This is a genomic window from Methanoculleus sp. MH98A (assembly GCF_000691865.1).
In the GTDB taxonomy this organism is placed as follows: Archaea; Halobacteriota; Methanomicrobia; order Methanomicrobiales; family Methanoculleaceae; genus Methanoculleus.
On the sequence record NZ_JMIO01000032.1, the window covers coordinates 1 to 7505 of the forward strand.

At 60.5% G+C, this 7505-nt stretch carries 11 protein-coding genes and 1 pseudogene; 8 read left to right on the forward strand and 4 right to left on the reverse strand.

The window, feature by feature from the left end:
• The 3 genes and pseudogenes from EI28_RS05605 to EI28_RS05615 all read right to left on the reverse strand — a co-directional run.
• A pseudogene (locus tag EI28_RS05605) lies at window positions 1–231 on the reverse strand (hypothetical protein); the annotation flags it as partial.
• 270 nt (window positions 232–501) lie between these two features.
• Window positions 502–1380, reverse strand: coding sequence for a GTP 3',8-cyclase MoaA (gene moaA / locus EI28_RS05610; RefSeq protein ID WP_048113364.1), 879 nt, complete (start codon window positions 1378–1380; stop codon window positions 502–504).
• Complete coding sequence (locus EI28_RS05615; protein ID WP_048113366.1) at window positions 1358–1969, reverse strand: RlmE family RNA methyltransferase; 612 nt, start codon at window positions 1967–1969, stop codon at window positions 1358–1360. Before EI28_RS05615 ends, moaA begins: the two co-directional genes overlap by 23 nt.
• Window positions 1970–2206: 237 nt before the next feature.
• Here EI28_RS05615 and EI28_RS05620 point away from each other — a divergent pair, with 237 nt between their 5' ends.
• Window positions 2207–2950, forward strand: a complete 744-nt coding sequence (locus tag EI28_RS05620) for a DNA polymerase sliding clamp (protein ID WP_048113368.1) — start codon at window positions 2207–2209, stop codon at window positions 2948–2950.
• Window positions 2950–3954 (forward strand): DNA primase regulatory subunit PriL, encoded by a 1005-nt coding sequence (gene priL, locus EI28_RS05625; protein ID WP_048113370.1) that lies wholly within the window; start codon window positions 2950–2952, stop codon window positions 3952–3954. The genes EI28_RS05620 and priL overlap by 1 nt, the downstream gene beginning before the upstream one ends.
• On the opposite strand, the gene EI28_RS05630 is transcribed toward priL, so the two are convergent.
• The gene (locus EI28_RS05630) at window positions 3951–4136 is read right to left on the reverse strand and encodes a hypothetical protein (RefSeq protein ID WP_231476608.1); all 186 of its coding nucleotides are present in this window, start codon (window positions 4134–4136) and stop codon (window positions 3951–3953) included. The two genes, priL and EI28_RS05630, sit on opposite strands and share 4 nt — an antisense overlap.
• A gap of 91 nt (window positions 4137–4227) precedes the next feature.
• Here EI28_RS05630 and EI28_RS05635 point away from each other — a divergent pair, with 91 nt between their 5' ends.
• The 6 genes from EI28_RS05635 to EI28_RS13410 all read left to right on the forward strand — a co-directional run bounded on the left by EI28_RS05635 (window position 4228) and on the right by EI28_RS13410 (window position 7437).
• Window positions 4228–4776: an HD domain-containing protein gene (locus tag EI28_RS05635; RefSeq protein WP_048113374.1), complete on the forward strand. Its 549-nt coding sequence runs from the start codon at window positions 4228–4230 to the stop codon at window positions 4774–4776.
• A 40-nt stretch (window positions 4777–4816) separates the two neighbouring features.
• Window positions 4817–5365, forward strand: coding sequence for a thiamine-phosphate synthase family protein (locus EI28_RS05640; RefSeq protein ID WP_048113376.1), 549 nt, complete (start codon window positions 4817–4819; stop codon window positions 5363–5365).
• 12 nt (window positions 5366–5377) lie between these two features.
• The gene (locus EI28_RS05645; RefSeq protein ID WP_048113378.1) at window positions 5378–5566 is read left to right on the forward strand and encodes a 30S ribosomal protein S17e; all 189 of its coding nucleotides are present in this window, start codon (window positions 5378–5380) and stop codon (window positions 5564–5566) included.
• 9 nt (window positions 5567–5575) lie between these two features.
• Window positions 5576–6451, forward strand: a complete 876-nt coding sequence (gene dapA / locus EI28_RS05650) for a 4-hydroxy-tetrahydrodipicolinate synthase (protein WP_048113381.1) — start codon at window positions 5576–5578, stop codon at window positions 6449–6451.
• Entirely contained in the window at window positions 6444–7202 is a 759-nt protein-coding gene (gene dapB / locus EI28_RS05655; protein ID WP_048113383.1) for a 4-hydroxy-tetrahydrodipicolinate reductase, read from the forward strand. Before dapA ends, dapB begins: the two co-directional genes overlap by 8 nt.
• 61 nt (window positions 7203–7263) lie before the next feature.
• On the forward strand, window positions 7264–7437 hold the full coding sequence (locus EI28_RS13410) for a 4Fe-4S binding protein (RefSeq protein WP_011844296.1): 174 nt from the start codon (window positions 7264–7266) through the stop codon (window positions 7435–7437).
• Window positions 7438–7505 lie beyond the last annotated feature (68 nt).

The window sequence follows — 7505 nt, forward strand, 5'->3', positions numbered from 1 at the left end:
GCGGTCGCCGACCTTCTCCTCGTCCAGGCGCCACCGCATATACTCCATGCTCATGATGTTCTTGGGCGACATGAGGTTGTAAGCGAGAATGCCGATGGTATAGTCGATGTGAGCGATAGCATCGGTGAAGTAAAAGCGCAGGACCGGGTGAAACTCATCCGGGCTCTCCAGGATCAGCGATTTACCATACAGTTTCTGCATGACGCGGACATACACGTTCTCTTCTAGCATATTCTCTCCTATTGGGGAGAGAGTTACAAAAAGTATTCCTTCCGCACAACAATGGCGGTGATACGGGGCGCGGACGGGCTTTGGTTGCCTCTTCAGGGCACGCGTCGCACCCTTACGGGGCACGCGTCGCACCCTTACGGGGCACGCGTCGCCTTCGAAAACGCTTCGCGTTTTCTCAAGCTCCGTTCAGCCCGCAGGGCTGAACATCGTCATCGAAAATTGCTGCGCAATTTTCTCAAACTCCGCCTGCCCCAAAGGGGCACGCGTCGTTCACATAAAGAACGGCTTTCTCCTGCCGACGGCTTCGCGGAATGCGTCCTCGAGTTCCTTGCCGTGCTTGCCCCGGATATCGACCAGGTTGTCGCTCCGGAGAAGGCAGGGCTTGAGTTTCCCGTCCGAGGTCACGCGGAGGCGGTTGCAGAATGCGCAGAACTCCGTGTTGTGGAGCGGGCGCACCACCTCGACCTCGGCGCCGTCGAGGCAGTACTTCTTGCGGTGGTGCATCCGGCGGGTGACGACCCGTTTCGCCCGGTCGTTCAAGTCCTGCTCGACGCTGTCCACGTCCCCGTGGAACTTGCACTCGTTGAACTCCATCAGCTCGATGACCTGGAGGATGAGGTCGCGTTTGTTCCGGACGAACGCCATGAAATCGTCCAGTTCGTCCTCGTTGATGCCGTCGAGGAGCACCATGTTGAGCTTGACCGGGGTCAGCCCGACCTCGATAGCCGCGTCGATTCCCGCGAGGACATCAGCGAGGCAGTCTTTGCCCGTGATCTCGCGGTAGCGCTCGGGCCGGAGGCTGTCGAGGCTGACGTTCACCCGGGCAAGCCCGGCCTCTTTGAGTTCCGCGGCCTTCTGGGCGAGCAGCGTCCCGTTCGTCGTCAGGGACGACTCCACTCCCGGCGGCACCGAGCGGACGATATCGACGAGGTCGCGGCGGAGCAGAGGCTCTCCGCCGGTGAACTTGATACTCCTGATGCCGAACTGCACGCCCACCCGCATCAGTTCGGCGATATCCCCGGCGCTCATCTGTTCTTTCGGGTTCACCTCGCCCTCGGCGTGGCAGTAGATGCACCGCAGGTTGCACCGGGAGGTCAGGCTGATCCTGAGGTTGGTTACGGTTCGGTTATAGGGGTCTTTCAGCACCATCGCATGTTCCTTTGAAATTTTTTGCAATAATGTAGGTCTCTGCACTCCCTTTCCGCGACGCCTTCGTCCTGTAGCCCCGGACAGAATAGAAATGCTTTCTCGTTTCGGCAATCAGTTCACCGAAGAGCTCGCCCTGGAACGACTTTATCACCATGTTGCCGCCGGGTTTCAGGACCGTGCAGGCAAACGCCAGTGCGTCCTCGCCGAGCCCGATCGCACGGGCCTGATCGTAACTCTTCTGGCCGGAGAGTTTCGGCGAGGCGTCGGAGACCACGACACTGACGACGCCGCCGGCCTCCTCGCGGATGCGCTCCTGGACGAGAGGGTCGGTGAAGTCCCCGATGACGGTGGTGACGCCTTCCATGGGTGCGATGGGATTGAGATCCACGCCGATGACCTTGCCGTCGGTCAGGTCGCGAAGCACCTGCAGCCAGCTGCCCGGCGCCGCCCCGAGGTCGACGACGTTGTCGTCGGGCCTGATGATACCGTTTCGCTGCTGGATCTCCAGCAGTTTGTAGGCGGCACGTGCCCGGTATCCCGCCTTCATCGCCTTTCGATAGACGCTGTCTTTAGTCCATTGAGAACCCATTGGGAGATTACCCTCCACCTGAGGTCGACGGATGGCTGCCTGCACCGCCGGCACAATCAAGAAGATTATGTATAGTATTCGATGCAGTTAAACATGAATGATACGGTTGCGGAGTACGTGTCTGCCGCGACCGCTTCCGCGATCGGCGTCGTGGGTCTACCGCCGATTGTGATCGTAAAGCACTATAATGAATAGGATGATTATATACTTTCAACGAGAGTTTAATAAGGGGTCACAATGTTAAAGGCAACGATTGACGCAGAAATATTTCGGGAATCCATCGACGCGATCGCCGCACTGGTGACGGAGTGCCGACTGCACACGGCCGAGGACCAGATCAGGACACGCTCCGTCGATACCGCAAACGTGGCCATGGTCTCCCTGGAGCTCCAGAGCACGGCGTTCAACTCTTTCTCGGCGACGGCGGGAGAACTGGGCCTGGATATCGCAAAGATGAAGAACATCATCGGGATGATGGGGAAGGGCGACGCGCTGACCCTGACTCTGCTTGACGAAGAACGAAAACTGGAACTGAGTTTCGGCGGCTACCGCTACTCCGTCTCGCTTCTCGACGTCAACACCATCCGGAAAGATCCGAACCCGCCGGGAATCGACCTCCCCGGCAAGGCGGTCGTCCCGGGCGACGCGCTGAACAACGCCATCAAAGCGGCCGCCGTCATCTCCGACAAGATCGCGCTCGGGATCGATCCCGATGCCATGACCTTCTACATGGAGGCGGAGGGCGACACGGACCAGATCAAACTCGCGCTCGGCGAGGACGAACTCGTCGCCTTAAGCCCGGTGCAGGCCCGTTCCCTCTTCTCGATCGATTACCTGAAAGACATGGGCCGTGTCATGGCGCGCGCGGACGAGGTGGAAGTCTTCCTCGGCATCGATCACCCGGTACGGTTTGTCTTTGACATTGCGGACGGCAACGGCCGCGTCGAGTACCTCCTTGCTCCTCGGATCGAGGCCGATTGATGGGCATCGTACTCGATCGCAAAGAACTCATCAAATATCCCTTTTTGAAAGAATCGCAGCAGCTGGCCCGCCGGCACGTGGAGTCGCTCGAAGAGTTCCTTGGAAGCAGCCCGGGCGTTGCGGCGCTCGAGCGCGCGAAGGAACGGGTCGTTGCCGCGCTCACGTTCAAAAAGGAGTTCGGGGACGAAAATACGCAGAACCTCAAGCCCGAGATCGAGATCGCGAGCTACGCCATCGCCCGGATGCTCGTCTCCTGCATCAATGACCGGTCGCTCGTCGACCGCCTTGCGCGCTACGAGGCCGAACGCGCATCCTTCTTCCTCGCGGCCGACGAGCCGGAGATACGGCGGTTCGTTGCCTGGAGCGTCGGCATCGATACCGGAGCGGTTGCAATGCCGGTCATCCGGTATGTCGAGCTGGTCCCCCACCTGCGCGACAGGCGGTGGCGGCTCGTCAACAGGGAGATCCGGCAGGGAGGCGTGAACCTCGAGGCAGGCGAGATCGACGAACTCATCCGGGAACGGATCCGGGCGATCATCGCCGACCAGCTGCCGCTCCGTGTTCCGGCGGGGATCTGCGAACGCCTCGCGCCGGTCACGGGCGAGATCGTCGCGCTGCGGCAGCAGCAGGTCCTCGAACAGTTCGGCGAGATCAAGGAGGAAGCGTTCCCGCCCTGCATCAGTGCGCTCATCCAGGCGATCACCGCGGGGACGAACCTGACGCATATGGGCCGGTTCGCCATCACGTCGTTCCTCCATACCATCGGGATGAACGTTGCGCAGATCGCGGAGGTGTTCGCGCGGGCTCCCGACTTCGACCCGGACATGACGATGTACCAGGTGGAGCACATCTCCGGCCGGGGCGGCACCGAGTATACCCCGCCGTCGTGCGCCACCATGCGCACGTTCGGGCTCTGCACCAACCGGGACAGGGACTGCGAGCGGGTCAGCCATCCGCTGAGTTACTACCGGCTCAAGAAAAATATAAAGAAAAAACGGAATTAAGCGACCTTTTTATCGATCAGGTAGCCGGCGATACTGAGCACGGCGATAAAGATGATCAGTGCGACGACGTATGCAAGCCCCTGCATTGCCTCTCCCATAAGTTTGGGCAGCGTCACCAGCAGCACGATAAACAGTGCGAGGCACCCGACTGCGACCAGCACCTCAAGAACCCGTAGATTCATGTAAACAGGTGGGGGACGTGCAGGTATATCTCTATCCATAGGGCGGGGGCGACCCACACGCTTATCCGGGTCGACCGACAATCCCGCACGTATGGAGAGAGACGAGGCACCGGCCCTGCTCCGGCGCTACGTGACGTCGCCGTCCCACATCACACATAGCCATGCCACGGCGGCTATCATGAGGAAGGTCGCGGAGCATCTCGGCGAGGATGCTCTGACGTGGGAGGTCATCGGCCTTCTGCACGACATCGACTACGACATCGTCGGCGGGGATATGGAGCGGCACGGCGTCGAGGGTTACCGGATTCTCATCGAGAACGGAGTCCCGGAAGAGATCGCGGATATCGTCAGGCGCCACAACCACATGCTCTTTGGGGATTACGTCCGCCCCGTCGAGGTTGCGCTCCAGGCGGCGGACAGCGTCTCGGGCCTGATCGTCGCCTGCGCCCTGGTGAAGGGCGGGGCGATCGACGAGGTCACCCCCCGGACGGTGAAGAAGAAGTTCAAAGAGAGGTCGTTTGCCGCCGGATGCGAGCGCGAGAGGATCCGGATGATCGAGCCGCTCATGGATCTCGAGACGTTCTACCGTCTCGCGATCGAGGGGCTTAAAGAAGTCCGCGGCGATATCGGTCTCGGCTGAGCGCAACCCATATATGATACCCGGTTCGAGGATAAAGGGCATGATGCAAGAGCGCGGGAAGGTGATCGATCGCGTGGAAGAGGCCGTAGCGCTGCTCGTCGAGCGGATGGACCTCCGGCTCATCCCGGAGGTCGGGATGAACATCGTCTACGCCCTGCCCGACGCGCGGAGCAAAGACGACGTGGCGGGAGTCCCCGGCCGGATCGTCAGGCTCGGCGAGGCGGTTCACCCCGTCGGGGAGATCGCGTTCGGGGCAAGCGACCACGTGGCCCGGATCGTCATTACGGCCATGCGTTTCGACCCGCGGATCAGGAGCGCGGCGAACATCCGCTTTGCGGAAGCAATCCTCCCGGAGCTCGACAACCTCCTCTTCGAGGTCTGCTCGTTCGACCGGGAGAAAGAACCGCCGGGCGTGCAGACGATGGACTGGGGCGTCGCCTCCTGCTGCAGGGAGGGCGTGCCCGACGTCATCTACGACCGGGGGGCCGTGGGGAAAGAGCCGATGATCCGGGTTCTCGGGGAAGATCCGGTCACGGTCGCACAAAATATTCTTAAACTGTCAAATCGCATTACGTATGCACAATTGTAAGGGTAGGTCCACATGGGAATAAAACCGTCATATATCAAGAACCTCGGCGAAGAACTCATCGTCAAGCACCGCGACAGATTCAGTGGAGACTTTGAAGAGAATAAACACGCTGTCGCCGAAGTTGCCATGATCGACAGCAAGACTGTCCGGAACCGGGTTGCCGGGTACATCTCAAGAAAGATAAATACAAGGAAGCGGTAAACTTCCATTATGTTTGAGGGAATCCTTCCGGCAATCATTACCCCTTTTTACCGTGACTCGCAAATGGGTCTCGATATTGAAGGATTACAGTCCAACATAGAATCACTCCTGCAGCGCGGGGTTCACGGCATCGTGCCCTGCGGGTCGACCGGCGAGTCCGCGACGCTCACGTTCGAGGAGCACGAACAGGTGATCGGCAAGGCCGTCGAGGTCGTCAACGGACGGGTCCCGGTGCTTGCAGGGACAGGATCGAACAACACCGAGGAGGCCGTCCGCCTGACGCGGTCGGCGAAGAATCTGGGTGCGGACGGCGCGCTCATCATCAGCCCCTACTACAACAAGCCGAACCGCTCCGGGCTCATCAAGCACTTCACGAAACTTGCCGACCTCGATATCCCGGTCGTCCTCTACAACGTCCCCGGCCGGACGGGGCAGAACCTCCAGCCCGACCTGGTGGCGGAGCTCGCGAGACACCCGAACATCGTCGGGATCAAGGAGGCAAGCGGCGACATCACCCAGATCTCCCGCATCATCGAGGAGACGCGGGACGAGGAGTTCAGCGTGATCTCCGGGGACGACGCAATGACGCTCCCCGTCCTCGCCGTAGGGGGCGCGGGCGTGATATCGGTGGCGGCAAACGTCGACCCCGGCCGGATGGCGGGGATGTACGAGGCCTTCCGGGCCGGCGACCTTGCCCGCGCACAGGTTCTGCACTACGAACTCGCTCCCCTCATGCGGGCGATGTTTGTTGACACAAACCCCATCCCCGTGAAGAAGGCGGTGGAACTCCTCGGGATGGCCGCGGGCCCGGTCAGGCTGCCGCTCGACGAGCTCGACGAAGCAAAGACGGAACAACTGAGAAAGGTGCTGGTAAATCATGGTTAAGGTAGTCGTATCCGGTGCCCTGGGACGTATGGGAACCAACATCGGCCGGATCGTCGATGAAGCCCCCGACATGGAACTGGTCGGAGGCATCGACGTGCGGGAGGGAACGCTTTTTAAGACCGAGGTCGTCCCGGCGGCGAAGATCGACGCGTTCCTGAGCGAGAAGAAGCCCGACGTCCTGATCGACTTCACCGTTGCGGGCGCTGCGGTCGAGAATATCAAAGCAGCCGCCCGAAACGGCGTGGCGCTCATCGTCGGGACGACGGGGTTCTCCCCCGAGCAGCGGGAGACGATCGCGGCCGCCGTCGAAGGAAACGTCCCGGCGGTGATATCGAGCAACTTCTCCGTCGGCGTCAACATCTTCTGGAAACTCGTGCGGGAAGCGGCACGCGAGCTCGGCGACTACGATGTCGAGGTCACCGAAGCCCACCACCGCTACAAGAAGGACGCCCCGAGCGGCACGGCAAAGACCATCCTCGAGATCCTGGACCGGGAACTCGGGAGCCGCGAGAAGGCCTACGGCCGCGTCGGCGAGACCGAGCGGAAAGACGAGATCGGTGTCCACGTCATCCGCGGCGGCGATATCGTCGGCGATCACTCCGTCCTCTTTGCCGGGAACTTCGAGTGCATCGAGGTCTCCCACCGGGCCTACGACCGGGCGGTCTTCGCCCAGGGTGCCGTCCGGGCCGCACGTTGGGTCGTCGGCAGGGAGCCGCGCATCTACGGGATGCAGGATGTCCTCGGGCTGTGATAAGGAAAGCGAAATTTATTTTTGATACGGTCATAAACTATGTACGTTCGGAGGAACCAAATTGGCAGCAGTTGTTGATATTGAGAAGTGTACCGGCTGTGAAACCTGTGTGGACGTCTGTCCGGCTTCCGCCATCACCATGGAAGACGGCAAGGCAAAAGTCGACGTCGACCTCTGTGTTGATTGTGAAACCTGTGTCGACGAGTGCCCGTCGGAAGCAATCTCCATGGAATAAAGAAACCAACTCTTTTAATACCACCAACACTACAGATATTTTTGTCTATGATTAACGTAGGAGTGCTT